At 67.2% G+C, this 19189-nt stretch carries 19 protein-coding genes and 1 pseudogene; 14 read left to right on the top strand and 6 right to left on the bottom strand.

Going from position 1 to position 19189, the window contains the following annotated elements; translation table 11 throughout:
• Nucleotides 1-497 (bottom strand): aa3-type cytochrome oxidase subunit III (ctaE, locus tag ADBZ5N_RS09480; RefSeq protein ID WP_526257237.1); only part of this gene is annotated, 497 nt, incomplete at its 3' end.
• A 122-nt stretch (nt 498-619) separates the two neighbouring features.
• Here ctaE and trpD point away from each other — a divergent pair.
• Nucleotides 620-1702 (top strand): anthranilate phosphoribosyltransferase, encoded by a 1083-nt coding sequence (gene trpD, locus ADBZ5N_RS09485; protein WP_526257238.1) that lies wholly within the window; start codon nt 620-622, stop codon nt 1700-1702.
• Here trpD and ADBZ5N_RS09490 read toward each other — a convergent pair.
• Nucleotides 1640-3595 (bottom strand): annotated as a pseudogene (locus tag ADBZ5N_RS09490) (DEDD exonuclease domain-containing protein); the annotation flags it as partial. The gene trpD and the pseudogene ADBZ5N_RS09490 sit on opposite strands and share 63 nt — an antisense overlap.
• Before the next feature lie 127 nt (nt 3596-3722).
• Between ADBZ5N_RS09490 and ADBZ5N_RS09495 the strand changes: the two are divergent.
• The 9 genes from ADBZ5N_RS09495 (at nt 3723) to ADBZ5N_RS09535 (ending at nt 10672) form a co-directional block, all read left to right on the top strand.
• Nucleotides 3723-3953 (top strand): hypothetical protein, encoded by a 231-nt coding sequence (locus tag ADBZ5N_RS09495; RefSeq protein ID WP_526257239.1) that lies wholly within the window; start codon nt 3723-3725, stop codon nt 3951-3953.
• 178 nt (nt 3954-4131) lie between these two features.
• Nucleotides 4132-5235 (top strand): peptidoglycan hydrolase RipC, encoded by a 1104-nt coding sequence (gene ripC, locus ADBZ5N_RS09500; protein ID WP_526257240.1) that lies wholly within the window; start codon nt 4132-4134, stop codon nt 5233-5235.
• A gap of 19 nt (nt 5236-5254) precedes the next feature.
• Complete coding sequence (locus tag ADBZ5N_RS09505) at nt 5255-6064, top strand: hypothetical protein (RefSeq protein WP_526257241.1); 810 nt, start codon at nt 5255-5257, stop codon at nt 6062-6064.
• A 12-nt stretch (nt 6065-6076) separates the two neighbouring features.
• Nucleotides 6077-7231 (top strand): glycosyltransferase family 4 protein, encoded by a 1155-nt coding sequence (locus ADBZ5N_RS09510; RefSeq protein ID WP_526257242.1) that lies wholly within the window; start codon nt 6077-6079, stop codon nt 7229-7231.
• A 44-nt stretch (nt 7232-7275) separates the two neighbouring features.
• Nucleotides 7276-7665, top strand: coding sequence for a polyketide cyclase / dehydrase and lipid transport (locus ADBZ5N_RS09515; protein WP_526257243.1), 390 nt, complete (start codon nt 7276-7278; stop codon nt 7663-7665).
• A 69-nt stretch (nt 7666-7734) separates the two neighbouring features.
• Nucleotides 7735-8172, top strand: coding sequence for an SRPBCC family protein (locus tag ADBZ5N_RS09520; protein ID WP_526257244.1), 438 nt, complete (start codon nt 7735-7737; stop codon nt 8170-8172).
• On the top strand, nt 8169-9434 hold the full coding sequence (locus ADBZ5N_RS09525; RefSeq protein WP_526257245.1) for an ArsA family ATPase: 1266 nt from the start codon (nt 8169-8171) through the stop codon (nt 9432-9434). Before ADBZ5N_RS09520 ends, ADBZ5N_RS09525 begins: the two co-directional genes overlap by 4 nt.
• 31 nt (nt 9435-9465) lie before the next feature.
• On the top strand, nt 9466-9840 hold the full coding sequence (locus ADBZ5N_RS09530; RefSeq protein ID WP_526257246.1) for a hypothetical protein: 375 nt from the start codon (nt 9466-9468) through the stop codon (nt 9838-9840).
• 94 nt (nt 9841-9934) lie between these two features.
• The gene (locus tag ADBZ5N_RS09535; RefSeq protein ID WP_526257247.1) at nt 9935-10672 is read left to right on the top strand and encodes a lysophospholipid acyltransferase family protein; all 738 of its coding nucleotides are present in this window, start codon (nt 9935-9937) and stop codon (nt 10670-10672) included.
• Here the strand turns inward: ADBZ5N_RS09535 and ADBZ5N_RS09540 are convergent.
• Nucleotides 10614-11954, bottom strand: coding sequence for a glycosyltransferase 87 family protein (locus ADBZ5N_RS09540; RefSeq protein WP_526257248.1), 1341 nt, complete (start codon nt 11952-11954; stop codon nt 10614-10616). The genes ADBZ5N_RS09535 and ADBZ5N_RS09540 overlap by 59 nt on opposite strands.
• Before the next feature lie 133 nt (nt 11955-12087).
• On the opposite strand from ADBZ5N_RS09540, the gene ADBZ5N_RS09545 reads away from it, so the two are divergent.
• Genes ADBZ5N_RS09545 through ADBZ5N_RS09555 form a run of 3 tightly spaced genes read left to right on the top strand, consistent with a single transcriptional unit; the run spans nt 12088 to nt 14873 of the window.
• Nucleotides 12088-12912, top strand: a complete 825-nt coding sequence (locus tag ADBZ5N_RS09545) for a hypothetical protein (protein ID WP_526257254.1) — start codon at nt 12088-12090, stop codon at nt 12910-12912.
• A gap of 10 nt (nt 12913-12922) precedes the next feature.
• Complete coding sequence (locus ADBZ5N_RS09550) at nt 12923-13456, top strand: polyadenylate-specific 3'-exoribonuclease AS (RefSeq protein WP_526257249.1); 534 nt, start codon at nt 12923-12925, stop codon at nt 13454-13456.
• A gap of 19 nt (nt 13457-13475) precedes the next feature.
• Nucleotides 13476-14873: a class II 3-deoxy-7-phosphoheptulonate synthase gene (locus ADBZ5N_RS09555; RefSeq protein WP_526257250.1), complete on the top strand. Its 1398-nt coding sequence runs from the start codon at nt 13476-13478 to the stop codon at nt 14871-14873.
• 8 nt (nt 14874-14881) lie between these two features.
• Here the strand turns inward: ADBZ5N_RS09555 and ADBZ5N_RS09560 are convergent, their stop codons facing one another.
• On the bottom strand, nt 14882-16105 hold the full coding sequence (locus ADBZ5N_RS09560) for a protein kinase domain-containing protein (protein WP_526257251.1): 1224 nt from the start codon (nt 16103-16105) through the stop codon (nt 14882-14884).
• A 96-nt stretch (nt 16106-16201) separates the two neighbouring features.
• Here ADBZ5N_RS09560 and ADBZ5N_RS09565 point away from each other — a divergent pair, with 96 nt between their 5' ends.
• Complete coding sequence (locus ADBZ5N_RS09565) at nt 16202-16618, top strand: Rv2175c family DNA-binding protein (protein WP_526257252.1); 417 nt, start codon at nt 16202-16204, stop codon at nt 16616-16618.
• Nucleotides 16619-16629: 11 nt separating this feature from the next.
• Here ADBZ5N_RS09565 and ADBZ5N_RS09570 read toward each other — a convergent pair whose 3' ends face one another.
• Together ADBZ5N_RS09570 and idsA2 are read right to left on the bottom strand one after the other, a co-directional pair.
• Nucleotides 16630-18117 carry an alpha-(1->6)-mannopyranosyltransferase A gene (locus ADBZ5N_RS09570; protein ID WP_526257253.1) on the bottom strand — a complete coding sequence of 496 codons (1488 nt, stop codon included), beginning with the start codon at nt 18115-18117 and terminating at the stop codon, nt 16630-16632.
• A gap of 6 nt (nt 18118-18123) precedes the next feature.
• Nucleotides 18124-19182, bottom strand: a complete 1059-nt coding sequence (gene idsA2 / locus ADBZ5N_RS09575) for a bifunctional (2E,6E)-farnesyl/geranyl diphosphate synthase (protein ID WP_526257255.1) — start codon at nt 19180-19182, stop codon at nt 18124-18126.
• Nucleotides 19183-19189: the final 7 nt, after the last annotated feature.

The raw sequence follows: 19189 nt of genomic DNA on the forward strand, positions 1-19189 counted from the left end.
TTGGTGCGCACGAGCAGCAGGACGAATGCGACCAGGCCACCGATGACGTGCAGGCCGTGGAAGCCGGTTGTCAGGTAGAAGACGCTGCCGTAGGCGCTGCTGGAGATCGTGGTGCCCGTTTCCACCAGGTGGATGTACTCGTAGCCCTGCCCCAGAACGAAGAACAAGCCCATGAGCAGGGTGATCGTGTACCACCGGCGCAGGCCGAACACGTCGCCGCGTTCGGCGGCGAATACGCCCATCTGGCAGGTGAACGACGAGGCAATCAGCACCAGAGTGACCGGGACGGCCAGGGCGAGGTTCAACTCGGTCGGCGGCGGCGGCCAACTCCCGCCGGACTGGGCGCGTGCGGTGAAGTACATCGCGAACAGTCCAGCAAAGAACATGAGCTCACTGGAAAGCCACACAATAGTGCCGACACTGACCATGTTCGGTCGGTTCAGCGAATGCACCCGCGACGTGATCGCGGTTCCTGAGGTACCTACAGCACTCGTCACAAGGAGAAGTATGACGCTTTGTAGTTGTTGAGGTACAGCCAGGGGCGGAATTGGTCACAACAATTTCCGGCCGCCCCCTCTCCGGCGTTGGTAGCCGGTGCACCGCATGCGACGATCGGGCGATGACCGCACCGTCCCCGGGCCCTCTCGCGGGCTCCGCTACCCCGACATGGCCGCAGGTCCTGGGCCGTTTGACCACCGGTTCGGAACTGGTTGCCGGCCAGGCCGCCTGGGCGATGGACCAGATCATGGCCGGGGCCGCGACACCGGCCCAGATTGCGGCCTTCGGCGTGTCCATGAAGATGAAGCGCCCGACACCGGCCGAGGTACGGGAACTGGCCGATACCATGCTGGCCTACGCACTGGCCGTTCCCACCGACGTCATCGGCACCGATACCGTCGATGTCGTGGGGACCGGTGGTGATGGTTCGAACACCGTGAACCTCTCCACCATGGCGGCCATCGTGGTCGCGGCCGCCGGGGTGCCGGTGGTCAAGCACGGGAACAGGGCCGCCTCGTCGCGCAGCGGCGGTGCCGACATGCTCGAGGCGCTCGGGGTGCGTATCGACTTGGGGCCCGAGCAGGTGGCGCGATGCGTCGCCGAGGTGGGGATCGGCTTTTGTTTCGCCCCCGTGTTCCATCCGTCTTATAAGTACGCAGGCCCGCCGCGCCGTGAGATCGGGGTGCCGACGGTGTTCAATATTCTTGGGCCGCTTACCAATCCGGCCACTCCGCGATCCGGACTGATCGGCTGCGCCTTCGGTGAGATGGCCGAGGTGATGGCCGGTGTGTTCGCCGCGCGACGCTCCAGCGTGTTGGTGGTGCACGGCGACGACGGTCTGGACGAGTTGACCACCACCACGACCAGCACCATTTGGCGGGTGCAGGCCGGCACCGTCGACAAGCTGACCTTCGACCCGATGGGCTTCGGCTTCCCCCGTGCCCAGGTCGCGGAGTTGGTGGGCGGGGACGCGCAGAGCAACGCCGAGGAGGCGCATGCGGTGTTCGGCGGTGCGGCGGGCGCGGTTCGCGATGCGGTGGTGCTCAACGCTGCCGGGGCGATGGTCGCCCACGCCGGGCTATCCAGCCACGCCGAATGGTTGCCCTCGTGGGAGGAGGGTCTGAGCCGGGCCGCCGAGGCAATCGACTCCGGTGCGGCCCGCGGCCTCTTGGATCGGTGGGTGCGGTTCACCCAGCAGCTCTGAGTCTCCTCCCGAGCTTCCCCCGGCAGCATCCCGGAGCAGTTCGGAGGCCGCGTACTGCGCGGAACGCGCGGTGGCGGCCCAACTCAGCCAGGGGCCGGCTGAATGCAGGGGAGTGGCGAAACCCTCTGTGGCACTGACGATCCGGACGCCGGGCGCAGTGAGCCACCGGGTGATCAGCGAGGTTTCCTCTACCAGCGCACCGCCCAGCGGCGCGGGCTGTGGCAAAACCACCTGGGCGGCGCTGCGCAGAGCGTCCACGACCGGCATGGGCGGCACCCGTCTTGGGGCGCACCCCGCGGCGGCCAACTGCCCATGGCGGATCACCGTCAGCTGCCAGCCGCCCTGGCCGTCGGGAGCCGCGGCCACCAGTTCCGCGATCGCAGACAGCGCGCGCAGCCGCTGGCCACGCCACAACACCTCCACTGCAGCCGTCGTGGCATCCCGCAACCGGGCCGCACTTTCGTACCGGGCCCGCGCGGCCAAACCGGCCACCCGGTCCACCGAGGCGGCCAGTGCGTCGTTGTCCAGCCCGTCGATCAGGTCGGCGGCCCGCCGGGAGGCTGCCGCGTATTCCGTCGCGGTTGCGCCGCGCGCAGCCGGACAGGGGGCCACCTCGCGTTCGGCACACGCCGGACCGTGCTCGCCGGTCCGGCCGATCCTGGCGGTGCAGGTTCGCACCCCGGTGAACCGGGCTATCAGGGCGGCGGTGTCGGCAGCGTCGGTACGGGACCGGAAGGGGCCGATGGCTCGCTCCTGCCGGGGTGCGCGCACCGCCGACAGCCGGGGGAATGGCTCGTCGGTCAGCACCACCCACCACCATCGGTGGGGGAAACGCGACCGCCGGTTGTACGGCGGTGCATGGGCGGCCAGTAGTCGCAACTCGCGCACCCCGGCTTCCAGGGCGTGCGCGCACTCGACGTGGTCGACCGCTGTTGCCAGGGCTACCATCTCTTTCATCCGGCCCCGTGGGTCGGCTCCGGTGAAGTACTGGCCGACCCGGCGGTGCAGGTTCCCCGCGGTGCCGATGTAGAGGACTTCACCGGACGGGCCACGAAACAGATACACCCCCGGCCGGTGTGGCAATCGCTGGGCCAGAACTCGCTTGCGACGTTGGGCGTTGGTGACTCCCGGCAGATAGGCGCGCAGATCGCGGTAGCTGGTGACACCCTGATTGCCCACCCGGTCGATCAGGGCGTGCAGCACGTCCACAGTCGCACGGGCGTCGTCGAGAGCGCGATGGGTCGGTTCAGTCGACGAACCGACGAGCCGGGCCAGGGCGGACAGCCGCACGCTGGGCGCCTCGTCTCGGCTGAGCACCCGGCGGGCCAGTCTGACCGTGCACAGCACGGGCGGTTTCGGCCAGGCGATACCGCATCGCTGCGCTGCGGCACGCAGGAAGCCGATGTCGAAGCCGGCGTTGTGGGCCACGAGTACCGACCCGCGGGCGAACTCCAGGAACATCGGCAGCACCACCGAGATGGTCGGCGCGTCCCGCACCATAGCGGTGGTGATGCCGGTGAGTTCGACGATCTGCGGCGGGATGCGGCGCTGCGGGTCGACCAGTGTCGCGAACTCGCCGATGACCTCCCCGCCGCGCACCTTGACCGCTCCGATCTCGGTGATCGCGTCGAAGGACCCGTCGGCGGCGGTCTTGGCCCGTCCGCCGGTGGTCTCCAGGTCGACGATGACGAACGTGGTCTCCCGCAGCGGCCCCTCGGCCGTGTCGAATGCCGTGTCGAATGCCGTGTCGAATGCCGTGTCGAATGCCGTGTCGAATGCCGTGTCGAATTCAGCGTCCTCGAGGTCGGCGAAGCTCAGTTGGGGAAAAGTAAGGTGGCCGGCCACGATCTGCAGACGGTAAGCCGGGACACCGACAGCGTGCACTCGCCACACCCGCAATCGATTGGGTTAACCGAATCACTCCAACCGTTCCGATTGAACCGAGTGAATGTCAGAGGGTCGGCCTAGGGTCCGTGACAGTCCGCTGCACACGCAGTTCGTTCGACGAGGGAGAACCGAGATGGGACACTGCACGCCGGGGCCCGATGAGCCGGTGATCATTGACTGCGATGAGTGCGCGGTGCGTGGGCCGGGCTGTCGGGACTGTGTGGTCAGCGTGCTGCTGGGCGTGCCTGCGACTTTGCTGCACGATGAACGTCAGGCCCTGGAAGTGCTCGCTGAAGCGGGTCTGGCGCCCCGGCTGCGCCTGGTCCCGATCCGCCGGGGCGGCGATCCCGGGCTGGCCAGCTAGGGATCATCGGCGCCATTCGACGGTGCTGGTGGGGCTGCTGTGACGGCAGTTCGCAGCCAATTCTCAGTCCTGCCGTTGGACAAAGTCGACGCCGTTTCGTAACCTGACCGAGACCTAAGGCACATCGACAGGCAGTTCGACGGATTGCGCGTCGACGGCAGTCAAAGGATGCGAAGTCTTGAAGTTTGACCCCCCGTTTGTGGCGAAATACGTAGCTGGCAAGCCGGTGGTCGGCGCAATCGTGGGTCTCACGGCCCTCTCGGCCGTGTGGAGTGGATCTGCGTACGCCGACCCTGCCGAAGATACGCTGGCAAAGCTCAACGAATTGTCCCGGCAGGCTGAGCAGCTAACCGAGACCATGCATGCAGCCCAGATCGACCTGGACGAAAAGCTGCGCCTACAGAGCGAGGCTGATCAGAGGTACGCCGGGGACCTCGCCGCCCTCGATGCCGCCAAGGCGCAACTGGCGACCTACCAAGGTGCGGTCAACAAGTTAGCTGCGTCGGTCTACATGGGCGGACGGACTGATGGCGTCTATGCAATCCTGACGGCCGCCTCGCCGCAGAACCTGATCGACAAGATGGCAGTTCAGCGGGTGATGGCCACCGAGATGGCCGAGCAGATGAAGAGCTTCCGCCGGGTCAACGACGAGGCCCTGGCCATCGAGGCGGCATCGGCCAACTCCGCGGCTGAGGCCAAGGTAGCGGCCGATGAAGCCGCCGCCGTGCGGGCCGATCTGCAACGCAAGCAGTCCGAACTGCAGACTCAGATCACCGCGGTCAAGGCCCGTTACGCCATGCTGACCCCGGCCCAGCAGGAAGTTCTGGCCTCGCCGGCCGCCCCGCCCCCGTCGGTGATGGCCGCACCTGGCTCCGAGGCGCCCAGGAGTGACATCGCGACTCTGGCCGCCGTGCCCCGGCCGGGTGGCGCCGGATCCGGTGCGGGTGCTAGCGCGGTCCAGGCCGCGTTGACCCGCATCGGCTCGCCGTACGCCTGGGCGGCGGCCGGCCCCAGCGCCTTTGACTGCTCCGGCCTGGTGCAGTGGGCTTTCCAGCAGGCCGGTTTGTTCCTGCCGCGCTCCAGTTATGCGCTGGCCGCCGGAGGACAGCCGGTGTCGCTGGACCAGATGCAGCCCGGAGACATCGTTGTCCAGTACTCGGATGCCTCACACGTCGGCATCTACGTCGGGGACGGACTGATGGTGCATGCATCGACTTACGGCATTCCGGTGCGCGTCGAGTCCGTGCACAGTGCGCCTATCTACAACGTCCGTCGGTACTGACGCCAACGTCCGCCGACGTGTGTTGGCGGCCGCACTGGCCGTACAGACCGTGGCGGCCGCGGTGCTGATAACAACCGAGCCCGCCGCCGGCACACGCTCGGAACTGCCTGCGATAGCTGACTCAGCGCCGGTGGTGCGCTCGCTTACTGCGGTGAATCTGAGCCGAACCCGCGGCGCAGCCCTGCTGGAGCGGGTGCGGGCCGACTTCGGCGGCGCCGTCGCCGCCGTGGAACGGTTCTGGGGCACCGACTGGCCACGCGAGATCGTGGTGGTCGCCACCGACTCACAGGCCCAGTTCGAAGCCGAGGCGCGACTGGACCCGCGCCGGGAGTGGGGTGATATCGCCGGGGTGGCCGTCGCCGACGAGGTGGACACCGCGCAGCGCCGCGCCGTTGGGCAACGCATTGTTCTGGCGCCCGGTGCAACGGCGATGTCCGATGAGGCATTGCGAATTGTGTTGACGCACGAGCTTTTTCATCTGGCAACCCGAGTCGACACTGCCCTTGACGCCCCCCGCTGGCTTACCGAGGGAGTCGCCGACTTCGTTGCCCGCCCGGCGATGCCCCTGCCTGCGGTCGCCGCTGGAATCACCGCCCTGCCCAGTGACGCCGAACTCGACGCACCTGGTCCCGGCCGATCCGCCGGCTATGACCGCGCGTGGTGGTTCACCCGCTTTGTGGCCGAGGAGTTCGGCGCCGACCGTCTGCGCCTGCTATACGTCGCCGCCTGCGGCCCCGGGCATGGCGACTTCCCGTGGGCGGTCCGCGAAGCACTCGATGTGGACCTCGCCGAGTTGCAAGTCCGATGGGCAGCCTGGCTGAACCGATAGCCTCTGGGGACGATGACACGGATCCTGCTGGTCACCAACGACTTTCCGCCGCGCCGCGGCGGCATCCAGTCCTACCTTGAACAGTTCGCCAACCGGCTGGCCGCTACCGGACAGCACCAGCTGACCGTTTACGCCCCGCAGTGGAAGGGTGCCGACGACTACGACCGGGCAGCAGCGTTCCCCATCGTCCGGCACCCCGGCACGTTGATGCTTCCTGAGCCGGGTGTGGATCGCCGGATGCGGCGGCTGATCGGCGAGCACGGAATCGAGACGGTGTGGTTCGGCGCTGCTGCGCCGCTTGCCTTGCTGGCGCCGCGGGCGCGGGCGGCGGGGGCTCAGCGGGTACTGGCCTGCACCCACGGCCATGAGGTGGGCTGGTCGATGCTGCCCGGTGCCCGTTCGGCGCTGCGGCGCATCGGGGAGGGCGCCGAGGTGGTGACCTACGTGAGCCGTTACACCCGCGGCCGGTTCGCCTCCGCGTTCGGCCCCCGTGCCCATCTGGAGCACTTGCCGCCCGGGGTGGACACCGAGCGTTTCCGTCCGGATCCGGCGGCCCGGGCCGAACTACGCGCCCGCTACGGGTTGGGCGAGCGGCCGGTGACGGTGTGCATTTCCCGGCTGGTGCCGCGTAAGGGCCAAGACATGCTGATTCGGGCCTGGCACGGCATCCGCCGCCGGGTGGACGGTGCGGTGCTGGTGATCGTCGGAGGCGGGCCCTATGCCGAGCACTTGCGCCGCCTGGCCGAGGAGTGCGGAGTGGACTCGGATGTGGTGTTCACCGGAGGCGTGCCCAACGCCGAGCTGCCGCGCCACTACGCCATGGCCAACGTATTCGCGATGCCCTGCCGCACCCGGGGGGCGGGTCTGGACGTCGAGGGATTGGGCATAGTGTTCCTGGAGGCCTCGGCGAGCGGGGTCGCGGTGGTGGCCGGTCGGTCCGGCGGTGCCCCGGAGACCGTTCTGGATGGCCGAACCGGACGGGTGGTCGACGGGCGCTCGCACGACGAACTCGTCGAGGTGATCGGCGATCTGCTGGCCGACCCGGCCCAGGCCCAGCGGATGGGGCAAGCCGGCCGCCAGTGGATCATCAGCGACTGGAACTGGGACAGCCACGCTGCGCGGCTGGCCGACCTGATGCGGGTGCGTCCCGCGCAGCCGCTCGGGTAGAGCCCCGACCGGATTTCCGGGAGCCGATATGTGAAGCTTTTCCGGTGAGCAGTGTTCAAGTGGCCGACGAGACGTTCGTGGCCGCCAGCCCAGAGGCGGTCGGCCGGGCCGCGGCCGACCGGGCCAGTTGGCGGCGATGGTTCCCCGATCTGCTGTTGGAAGTCGTCGAAGACCGAGCCGATAAGGGCGTGCGCTGGACGGTCACCGGTCCGCTGATCGGCACCATGGAGATTTGGCTGGAGCCGGTGCTCGACGGTGTCGTATTGCATTACTTCCTGCACGCCGAGCCCTTCGGGGCGACCGCGGGGCACCCTGAGAAAATGGATCTGCCCGCGATGACGCACCGGCGGCGGGTCGCCGGAAAGCGGATGGCGTTCGAAGTCAAGAACACCCTGGAGGCCGGTCGGCCGGTGGGCGTTGCCCCGACCGTCTGAATGGCGGTTACCGCCTCAGCCGGGCGGGTACGGTTCGGGAGATCCGAAAAATGACGATGAGCGGTAGCAGTGGCTGACAGGACGGCACAGACAATCCACATCGATGCGGAACCCCGCACTGTGATGGGGGTCATCGCCGATATCGGCTCCTATCCGGAGTGGGTTTCGGAGTACACCGAAACCGAAGTCATCGACACCGATGCCGACGGCTATCCCACGGTGGCCAGGCTGGTGCTCGACGCGGCGGTACTGCGCGACACCATGGTGCTCAAATACGACTGGCAGCACGATCGCAACCTGGTGCGGTGGTCGCTGGTCTCAAGCACCCTGCTCAAAGCCCTTGACGGTGCCTATTACCTCGCCCCCAGTGGGCGTGGCACCGACGTGACCTATGAATTGTCGGTAGACCTGACCGTGCCCATGATCGGACTGCTCAAACGCAAAGCCGAGCGCCGGTTGACCGAGACTGCACTCAAGGATCTCAAGAGGCGGGTCGAGGAGCAGTGAAACCCACGACGCCCCTCATCGATACGGACCTTCCGGCCCGCATCGCCTTCTTCGTCGGCAAGGGCGGAGTCGGCAAGTCGACATTGGCCGCCGCGACGGCGGTTCAGGCGGGGCTGAACGGCGACCGCATTCTGCTGGTGTCGACCGATCAGGCGCACTCCCTGAGCGATGTCCTGGGTGTCGGGGTTGAACCCGGCTGCGGGTCCCAACCGGTTCGGATCCTCACCGAGGAGCAGGGCGGGCATCTGGACGCCGTCGCTCTGGACACGCTGCATCTGCTGGAATCGGCCTGGCGGGCTGCCGCTCCGGTCCTCGCTGCGCGGTTTCCGGCGTCCGACTTGGATGGCTTTGCCGCCGAGGAGCTTTCAACGATCCCCGGTATCCAAGAAGTGCTGGGGTTGCGCGCCGTGGCCGACCTGGCGGCCTCAGGCTGCTGGGACCGAGTCATCGTGGACTGCGCGTCAACCGCCGACGCGCTGCGGATGCTGACGTTGCCCGCCGCATTCGCGGTTTACGTCGATCGCAGCTGGCCGCGGCACCGCAGGCTGTCGGCGGGTATGGACGATACCCGCTCGGCAGCCGTGGCCGCCTTGGTCGAGTCGGTCCATGAAGGTCTGTCCGGTTTGGCCGAGCTGCTCACCGATGACACCCGGGTCGGCGCCCATGTGGTTCTCACAGCCGAACGTGTGGTGGCCGCCGAGACCGTCCGAGCTTTGGCTTCGCTGGCTGTCATGGGCGTGCGTGTGAGCGAGGTAATCGTCAACCAGGTTCTGTTCCAGGACGATTCCTACGAATACCGCAATCTACCTGAGCATCCGGCCTTCGGCTGGTACTCGGCCCGGATCGCTGAACAGCAGGAGGTTCTCGACGAACTGGCAGCGGCGGTCGGGGAGCTGCGACTGGTGCTCACCCCGCACCTGGCCGGCGAACCCATCGGACCGAAGGCGTTGGCTCAGCTACTCGACGACGCGCGCCGACGGGACGGCTCACCACCACCGGCCCCGCTGCGGCCGGTGGTCGACCGCGAATCCGGGTCGGGTCTGGATGCGGTCTACCGCCTCCGACTGGACATGCCACCGCTCGACGCCCACACGCTGAACCTCGGCCGGGCCGGCGACGACCTCATCGTCAGTGTCGGTAGCCTGCGGCGGCGGGTGCGACTCGCCCCCGTTCTGCGTCGCTGCATCGTCACCGGTGCAGCGCTGCGGGGCAGTGAGTTGACCGTTCGTTTCCGACCCGACCCGGAGGTGTGGCCGGCATGAGCCTCCAGCACGAAGTAGGGGCGGATTGCGCGTGAGTTCACCCCATGCTGATCTAGGCCCTGAGTTGCGCCAGCTCGCCCAGGCCATCCTGGAACGTTTGGACCCGGCGGTGCGGGCCGCCGCGGCGATGGCAGCTGATTCGCTGCGTGGGCCGGGACGCTGCCAGCAGGTGTGGTGTCCGGTATGCGCTCTGGCGGCCCTGATCAGCGGGGAACAACATCCATTGCTGGGCGTGATCGCCGAGCACAGCGTGACGTTGCTGACGGTGCTTCAGGGCATGGCGGCCGGTGTCCCGGCGGACGAGCCGGAGCCGGCCCCTGCCCCGGCCCCGCCATCGTCAAACGGGCGTTACCACCCCATCGAAATTGTTGTCGAGACCGGACAGGACGCTGCGCCTGAGGATTGACCGTGAACACCGCCGGTCGTGTGGTCCGGGTATCGGTGGCTGGGTACAGTAAGCCAAAATCGACATAACAGGCAGACACAGCGAGGGAGGGACCATGTGGTACTGGCTGTTCAAGTACATTTTCATGGGCCCGGTACTCTCTTTGCTCGGGCGGCCGAAAGTCGAAGGCCTAGAACATGTTCCGTCGTCCGGGCCCGCTATCCTCGCCGGCAACCATCTCGCAGTGGCCGACAGCTTCTTCCTGCCCCTGGTGGTCCGCCGCCGCATCACCTTCCTGGCCAAATCGGAATACTTCACCGGCACGGGAATCAAGGGAGCCTTCAACCGGTGGTTTTACACAGTCGCCGGCCAGGTGCCGATCGACCGCACCAACGCCGATGCCGCGCAGGCCGCCTTGGACACCGCTGAGCGAATCCTGAGCCAGGGCAAGTTGCTCGGCATGTATCCCGAAGGCACCCGTTCCCCGGATGGTCGGCTCTACAAGGGCAAGAGCGGACTGGCGCGGCTTGCCCTGCAGACCGGCGTGCCGGTGATTCCGGTGGCCATGATCGGAACCGACGTCGTCAATCCGCCGGGGTCGAAGATGTGGCGATTCGGTTCAGTCACGGTGCGGTTCGGCCAACCGATGGACTTCACCCGGTTTGAGGGCATGGCCGGCAACCGGTTCATCGAACGGGCCGTCATCGACGAGGTCATGTACGAGTTGATGCAACTTTCCGGCCAGGAGTACGTCGATGTTTACGCCGCGACGGTGAAAGACAGCGGAGCGCAGACTAAGGCGGCCGGACCAAGTCAGCCGTCGGCGCGGATTCCACAGACCGCGGCCGGCTAGCTCGGCCGGGCCTGACGCGCAAGCCCGCGACGGCGAGGAAGGCCAGCGCCCACCACACGTAGGACATTCCGAACAGTTGCCGCCACCAGGCTGCCTGAGCTTCCTGGTGTTCGGGCAGCAAGGTGATAGGCGACCAGACCATCAGCGCGACCCCGGCGGCGGCCATCAAGGCCAGCACCGGATCGCGGCGCCGGTAGCTGAGCACCGCGGCGACGACGATCACCGGAAGCGTCCACACCCAGTGATGCGACCAGGAGACCGGCGAAACAATCAGCCCGAACAAGGCGACGCACATTACTGCCAGCGTGGAATCGGGGTGGGCGTCCGGAGTGCTGTCCATGCCGGATGCCAGTACCCGCCGGACGGCCCACACGGTGAGAGCGAGAACGGCCAGACAGGTGGCGGTCCACACCAGGAAATGGGTGGTATCACCCAACTCCAGCCGAGCCAGTGCCCCTGCGGCGTTCTGATTGGTGTTGAGGGTGGGCGTCCCGATCCGATCGGTGTTGTGCACGGTGCTGCCCCAGTACTCCCAGGAGTCGCTCCACGCCAGCGCGAAACCGATCAGGGTCGCCGTGCCGAAGGACGCCACCGCCACAAGCACCGCGCGGATGTCGCGGCGCAGCACGAAGTACAGCAGGAACACCGCGGGCGTCAGCTTGAGCGCGATCGCCAAGCCCAGCAGCAGCCCGCGCGGCCAAGGGGTCCGGCGCGGTACGCAATCGGCGATCACCAGGGTCATGAGCATGACGTTGACCTGACCGAAGCGGAAATTCTCCAAAACAGGTTCGAACCACCACGCGGCCAGTGCGACCAACCCGGCGGCCAGCCACCATCGGCGCAACCAAGCCGACCCGCCCACTTGCCAACTCTCGGCCACATCCAGTCGGGTGAGCACAATCCAGGTCGAGACCACCAGCAGCACGCACGTCAGCGCGGTGATCGCCACGCTGGCGGTCGGCAAGGACACCAGTGCCAGCGGCGCGAAGGCGACAGCCGCCAACGGGGGATAGGTGAAGGGCAGGCCGAGGCCAACCTGGGTTCGGAAGGTTGCCCCGTCGGCGTAGAGCGGCCGACCCTGCAGCCAGGCCTGGCCGCCCATGCGATAGACGTCGGCGTCGATCAGGTAGGGCACTTCGCGGAACAGCCTCCAGCAGAGGTGCGCCATCGCCGCCACAATCAGTGCCTGCAGTAGACGCCAGGCCCACTGGCGGCCGACCCGGCCCCGCTCAACCAGGCGTGTCCAGGTGGGCGCGTCGTCGTCGGCCGGCAACCTGCTCATCTCGCCCCCAGCGTATCCGCCGGCACCGTCCGCGCCGGCGCAGGCGTAGTTTCTAGCCGTGCACTTCATCCGTCCGGACGGCCTTCATGTGGACTTACGGTGGGACTTCGTCGCCCCCGGACGCCAGCCGCTGATGTGGTGCCTGATCGCCTTCATCCTGACCTTCTTCATCACCCGTTCCATCACCCGCTACATCCGCGCGACTGCCGACCAGACCGGTCCGCGCAAGTGGTGGCAGCCGCGCAATATCTCCGGCAAGGGCGGTACCCACATCCACCACGCCGTATTCGGGGTGATCCTGGTGCTGGTTTCCGGAGTGGCCATGATCAGCATGGCGGTGGACGGCGGGGTGCGGGAGTTCACCGTTGCGGCGGTGTTCTTCGGCATCGGTGCGGCCCTCGTGCTCGACGAGTTCGCGCTCATCTTGCACCTGGAGGACGTCTACTGGTCCGAAGACGGCCGCACCTCGGTCGATGCGGTATTCGTGGCTGTGGCGGTAGCCGGACTGCTGGTCATGGGTTTCAACCCGCTGTCGCTGTTCGAGGTGGGTATCTGGCGGGACGCCGATTCGCTTGCCGCCCGCATCACCGTGATTGCACTGGCGGTGCTCAATCTGGCCCTGGCGGTGGTGGTACTGCTCAAGGGGAAGCTGTGGACCGGCCTGCTGGGCATGTTCTTCACACCGCTGCTGTTCCTCGGCGCCATCCGGCTTGCCCGTCCGCACTCGCCCTGGGCCCGCTGGCACTACCAGGACAAACCCCGCAAGATGCACCGCTCGATGGAACGGGAGCGCTACCTGCGGCGACCGTTCGTGCAGGCCAACCTCTGGCTGCAACATGTGATCGCCGGCGAGCCGCGGTTCCCCAGCGGCACCGAGGTCGATGCCGAATTGGACCGGGAGGTCCATGCCGCGCCCGCACCCGGCCAACCGGTCACACAGACCCCGGTCGGGGGGTAGTTGCGAAGCTATGCGCTACTTCTACGACACCGAGTTCATCGACAACGGGCGGATCATCGACCTGATCTCCATCGGCGTCGTCGCCGAGGACGGCCGCGAGTTCTACGCGGTGTCCACCGAATTCGACCCGGAGTCGGCCGGCCGGTGGGTGCGCACCCACGTGTTGCCCAAACTGCCCCCGCCGGCCTCAGCGCTGTGGCGCTCGCGACGTGAGATCCGCGAGGGCCTCGAGGAGTTCCTCGGCATCGACGGGCCCGAACCCGTCGAGTTATGGGCCTGGGTGGGGGCCTATGACCATGTGGCGCTCTGTCAACTCTGGGGGCCGATGACCAGCCTGCCGCCCCAGATTCCGCGTTTCACCCGGGAACTTCGACAGTTGTGGGAGGACCACGGCAGCCCGCGGATGCCGCCGAGACCGCAGGACTCCCATGACGCCCTGGTTGACGCCCGTCACAACATGCGACGCTTTGTCCTCATGACAACCGGTCACGACATCGCTTCGATGCAGGTAGGCCGCCTCAGCGGTGGTCAGACGCCGGGCTGAGCCCGGTTAGGATGATCGGGTGAACTGGACCGTCGACGTACCGATCGACCAGCTGCCGGCCCTGCCGCCGCTGCCGGTCGACCTGCGGACCCGGCTTGACGCGGCGCTGGCCAAGCCGGCTGCCCAGCAGCCGAGTTGGGATCCCGAGCAAGCCCGCGCCATGCGCAAAGTTCTGGAGAGCGTTCCGCCGGTCACCGTCGCCTCGGAGATCGAACGGCTCTCCGAGCACTTGGCCGCGGTGGCCCGCGGTGAGGCCTTCCTGCTGCAGGGTGGCGACTGCGCGGAGACGTTCGCCGACAACACCGAACCGCACATCCGGGCCAATATCCGGGCGCTGCTACAGATGGCCGTGGTACTCACCTACGGCGCAAGCCTGCCGGTGGTGAAGGTGGCCCGGATCGCGGGTCAGTACGCCAAACCGCGCTCGTCGGACACCGACGCGCTGGGCCTGAAGTCCTACCGCGGCGACATGGTCAACGGGTTCGCTCCCGACGACGCGGTCCGCGAGCACGATCCGTCACGGCTGGTGCGCGCCTACGCCAATGCCAGTGCGGCGATGAACCTGGTACGTGCCCTGACGTCCTCGGGCCTGGCGTCGCTGCACCTTGTTCATGACTGGAACCGGGAATTCGTGCGCACCTCGCCGGCGGGTGCGCGCTATGAAGCGTTGGCCTCCGAGATCGACCGGGGTATGCGCTTCATGGCCGCGTGCGGGGTCAACGACCGCAACCTGGACACCGCCGAGATCTACGCCAGCCACGAGGCCCTGGTGCTGGACTACGAACGCGCCATGCTCCGGTTGTCCGAGGAGTTCCCCTCCCAATCCCCGGAGCCACGGCTCTACGACCTGTCCGCGCACTACATCTGGATCGGTGAGCGGACCCGCCAACTCGACGGTGCGCATGTCGCCTTCGCCGAGGTGGTCGCCAATCCGATCGGGGTGAAGATCGGGCCGACGATGACACCGGAATTGGCGGTCGAATACGTCGAGCGACTCGACCCGCACAACAAGCCAGGGCGCCTCACCTTGATCACCCGACTGGGCAACAACAAAGTGCGTGACCTCCTGCCGCCGATCATCGAGAAGGTCCAAGCCACCGGCCATCAGGTCATCTGGCAGTGCGATCCCATGCACGGCAACACCCACGAATCCTCGACCGGCTACAAGACGCGGCACTTCGACCGGATCGTCGACGAGGTTCAGGGCTTCTTCGAGGTGCATCGTGCCCTGGGTACCCATCCCGGCGGGATCCATGTGGAGATCACCGGCGAGAATGTCACCGAATGCCTCGGCGGTGCGCAGGACATCTCCGACACCGATCTGTCCGGCCGCTACGAAACCGCGTGCGACCCAAGGCTTAACACCCAGCAGAGTCTCGAACTGGCTTTTCTGGTCGCCGAGATGCTCCGCGACTGACCGCTTTCTCAGCGAGTCAGTGGGGTTGGGACGTTCACCCCAAGACTCCATCCGGCGGCTGCCACAAGGCCGGTCAGCACCAACACAGTCAGCACCCAGAACACCACCGTGCGCCGGCCGCGCTGTCGGGCCCACTGGAATTCGTCGATGTCGATCCCGGCGAATTGCGCTATCTCCGAGGGACGGCCGTCGAACGAATGGTCAGCGACCGCCGGTGTGGCGGCGGCGGGACGGCGGTCCTGGCCTGGCGGTGTGAACTGGCGGGTCGGATTGGGCACTGCGGGATCAACCCGCCGCGGGGGCGCAGCGGGGTGGTCGGCCTGGCCCCGCTGGTAGACCGTTGCCGCGGTGTGCTGTGCCGAATTCTTGGGGGCCGGGACGCGAAAAGCGGGCAGTCCCAGCTCACCGGCGATGGCTTGCAGTTCGGCACCCATCGCGACGGCGTCTGGGAAACGGTGCTCGGGTTCCCGGGCGGTGGCGCGGGCAATGAAGTCATCGAATTGGGCGGGCACGCCGCCGATCAGCGTGCTGGGTAGAGGAACGTCGTGATCGAGTCGTTGGTGGGCCACTGAGAAGGCGTTATCACCCCGGAACGGCGTTGTGCCGGTAAGCAGTTCGAAGGCCATGATCCCGGCGGAGTACACGTCGCTGCACGGACCGATCGGTCCGCCCTCGACCTGCTCGGGGGACAGGTACCCGGCCGTTCCGAGGATGACACTGGTCGAGGTGATCCCGGCTTCAGCGATGGCCCGTACCAAACCGAAATCGACCAGTTTCACCTCGCCGTCGTCGGAGATCAACACGTTTTCCGGTTTGATGTCCCGGTGCACCAACCCGGCACGGTGGGCCACGCCCAAACCGCCCAAGACCGGACGCAACACCGCCGCCACGGCGTGCGGCGGCATCGGCCCCCGTTCCCGCAGCAGTTCCCGCAGTGTGCCGCCGTCGACGAGTTCCATCACCAGGAACGGGTGGGCGGCGTCACTGCCTTGGTCGTAGATGGCAACCAGGCCGGGGTGTTTCAACCGCGCGATCGCCCGGGCTTCGCGCTGGAAGCGGGTCAGGAACTGATGGTCGCCGGAGTAGCGGGCGTCCATCACCTTCAGCGCCACCGACCGGTCCAGACGTAGGTCGAGTCCCCGGTAGACCGTCGACATTCCGCCGGTGGCAATCCGGGTGTCGATGCGGTAGCGGCCGTCGAGTACCGCGCCGACGAGGGGATCCGGCGTCACCGTCCCATCCTAAGTCGGCCTTGGCCGCGAACCCGTTGTGCCGATTCGTGGGCGACGGCGGCGTGTCCGCCCGTCGAACCGTCCTAGACTGGGCCGGTGAGCAGCATTCCTGCCGGTGATGACGTTCTCGATCCCGACGAGCCGGTCTACGATCTGCCGACTGTGGCCGAATTGCTGGGAGTGCCGGTCACCAAGGTGCACCGGCAATTGCGGGAAGGGCTGCTGGTGGCGGTGCGGCGCAACGGGATTCCGGTGATCCCGCAGGCTTTCTTCACCGGGGTCGACGGTGGCGTGGCCCACATTGTCAAGGCCCTGCCCGGCTTGTTGGCGGTGCTGCGCGACGGCGGGTACCACGATGCGGAGATTCTGCGCTGGATGTTCACCCCCGACGCGTCGCTCACCATCACCCGAGACCGTGCGCGGGAGGCCATACCCAATGCCCGGCCGGTCGACGCCTTGCACGCCCATCAGGCCCGGGAAGTCTTGCGACGAGCGCAGGCGATGGCGTACTGACGTCGAGGTGCTCAGCGGGCTGGACTGGACATCCGGTTCGCGGCGCGGTCAAGCGAATACCAGGCAACCACGGCACAGGCTGTCGCCAGCAGGACGTGCAGCCAGTAGTACATCCCGTGTGAGCCGTCCGGCTTGAAGATGACCATGACCCACGTGGAGAAGCCCGCGATCAGGGCGAGCGAAGGCGGCGACTGGGCCAGCGCCGACACTACCGCCAGTGGCCAGGTGTAGTACCAGGGCAGTGCTGCGGGCACAAAAAGTACCACCACCAGCATCGCCCAGGCGATGCCCTGTAACGCCTCCCGGTCGTCGTGCCGGAATCGCCACCACAGCAACGGAAGTGCTACCAGGATGATGCCCATTCCGATCATCCGGGCGACGTCCAGAACGCCGTAGAAGCTCACCGGCACTAAGCTTCCGACGAACGCATCGGCGACGTTGGCCACCGCGGTGGGAATGGTGAGCCAGTTGATGATCCGCACCGATCCAGACAGCGCGGTTAACCAGCCCAGGCCGACTCCGGCAAGCCCTGACAGCACGGCGAAGACCGCGGCGAAGGTGGCCAGTGCGGTCGTCGAAGCAATCGCGAATGCTCGCCACCGATTGCCACCGAGGTGGCGCACCCAGACCCACACCATGAAGGGCAACGCCAACACCGCCGTGGCTTTCACCGCAACGGCGACGGCGATCAGCGCCGCCCCGAGGACGTGCCGGCCGGCGAAGGTCAGTGCGATGCCGGCCATCATGAGGCCGACCATCAGCATTTCGTTGTGCACGCCGCCCATCAGGTGAATGATCACCAAGGGGTTGAGCACGCAGATCCACAGTGCCACCGCGCCATTGGCGCCTACATGGCGGGCCACTCGCGGGGCGGCCCACATCAGCAACGCCAACCCGGGAAGCATGCACAGCCGCAGCAGGATTGTGCCCGCGACGGTGTTGTTGCCGACCACCATCGTCACGAAGTTCGCCACCAGGATGAACGCCGGACCGTAGGGTGCAGTCGTGGTCATCCAGACCGAGCTCACATTGTCCAGGAGGATGTTCGGGTTCTCGATGGGGCCGACAACGTAGGGATCGAAGCCATCCCGAAGCAGCGCACCCTGTGCCAGATACGAATAGGTGTCGCGGCTGAACAGTGGCACGCTCACCAACAGCGGTAACAGCCAGAAACCGGTGGTCGCGATCATCGTGTACTCGCTGACCGGGCGGCCCCCGATCAGCCACCGGCCCAACCAGATCCACGCCGCTATGAGCAGCAGAACACCGGCCCACAACAGCAGCGACGACACCACCAGGCCGTGTCCGAAGCGCAGCCATGACATGTGCACCGACTCGAGCACCGGATCGTGCTGGCGGGTACTCCCGGCTCCCAGGCCGCCCAGTGCCAGCAGGACCGCGCCGGCGAATCCCAACTGCGCGGGCCGGCTTTCGTCGCTGCGCGCGAACGCCATCAGCCGGCCGGCCGGGCCCGAGGCGGTGCGCGCTGAGACAGACATCGGTGCCTAGGCCGACCGGTTGGCGGCCAATCCGGCGAGTTCGGTCAGTCCAGTCTTGGCCGGGGCGTTGATCGGAGCCTGCTCCAGGACCTCTAACGCGCGACGCGTCAGCACGCCGATGTGGTCCTCCACCGCCGCCAAAGCGCCGACCGATTCGATCACCGAACACAATTCCTGGACCTGCCGCTCGGTGAGATCTGTGCCGATGGAGGAGCGCAGCAGGGCAGCCCCCGGTGGGTCGGACCGTTCGGCACGCTCGACGGCTTCGGCGAGCAGCACAGTGCGCTTACCCGACCGCAGGTCGTCACCGGACGGTTTCCCGGTCACGGCTGGGTCGCCGAAAACCCCGAGGACGTCGTCGCGAAGCTGAAAAGCCACGCCCAGGTCGTTACCGAAGCTGTGGAATGCCGCCTGAATCTCCGGCCGGTCGGCTGCGGCGGCAGCTCCGAGTTGCAGCGGCCGGGAGACCGTGTACGACGCGGTCTTGTAGGTGTTGACGTTCATGGCCGTCGCGATGGAATGAGTGCCACTGGATTCGGCGACGATGTCCAGGTATTGGCCACCGAGGACCTCCGTGCGGATGTCTGACCACACCCGCTGGACGCGGTGCGCGGCATCCGGCCGAAGGTGAGCCCCGGCCACGATGTCGTCGGCCCACACCAGAGACAGATCGCCGAGCAGGATGGCCGCCGACCTGCCGAACTGCTCCGCCGAACCGCGCCAGCCACGGCCGCGATGTAGTTCGGCGAAGTGCACATGGGCGGTGGGCATTCCGCGACGAGTTGCGGAGTCGTCGATGACGTCGTCGTGCACCAGTGCGCAGGCGTGCAGCAACTCCAGCGCGGAGAACAGTCGCAGGATCTCCTCGTCGACCGGGTCATCCGGGCTTGGGGCGACCGCCCGGTATCCCCAATAGGCGAAAGCTGGGCGCAGCCGTTTGCCGCCGCGCAGCACGAAGTCCTCCAGTGCGGCGATCAGGCCGTCGTAGTCGTTGCCGATGTAAGCCGCTTCGGCACGACGGCCGGCCAGATACCCCCGAAGCTGGTCGGTGACGGCAGCGGCCAACTGGGCG

The organism is Mycobacterium sp. (assembly GCF_044370595.1).
Lineage (GTDB): Bacteria > Actinomycetota > Actinomycetes > Mycobacteriales > Mycobacteriaceae > Mycobacterium.